Origin of the sequence: Pontibacter sp. JAM-7, assembly GCF_048548695.2 — a bacterium.
Classification (GTDB): domain Bacteria; phylum Pseudomonadota; class Gammaproteobacteria; order Pseudomonadales; family Balneatricaceae; genus Neptuniibacter.
Genome location: NZ_JBLYIF020000041.1, coordinates 1 through 262, shown reverse-complemented (window position 1 = coordinate 262; position 262 = coordinate 1). Strand labels below are relative to the sequence as shown.

Genomic DNA, 262 nt, shown 5'->3' with positions numbered 1-262 from the left:
GTACGGGTGATCAAAGACTGGTCGGCGAGACAGGGTCTTGAGCTTTCCCTGATCCGATCCCCCCGTAATCTGGGATTTGCGGCGGGCGTGAATTTGGGGCTGAAGCACCTGCTCGAAGACCCGTCGCTGGATCGGTTCTGGATCCTCAATCCTGATTGCACCGTCCCGCCGATGACCCCCGCCGCCTTGGCACGCGCGCCGTTGCCGTTTGCGCTGCTTGGACATCGCATTGCCTATCAAAATCCCCGTTCGCAGATTCAGA

General features: G+C 59.9%; 1 protein-coding gene. It reads left to right on the top strand.

The features are described 5' to 3' along the window. Positions 1-262 (top strand): hypothetical protein (locus ACFVYJ_RS13790; RefSeq protein ID WP_463255433.1); only part of this gene is annotated, 262 nt, incomplete at both ends.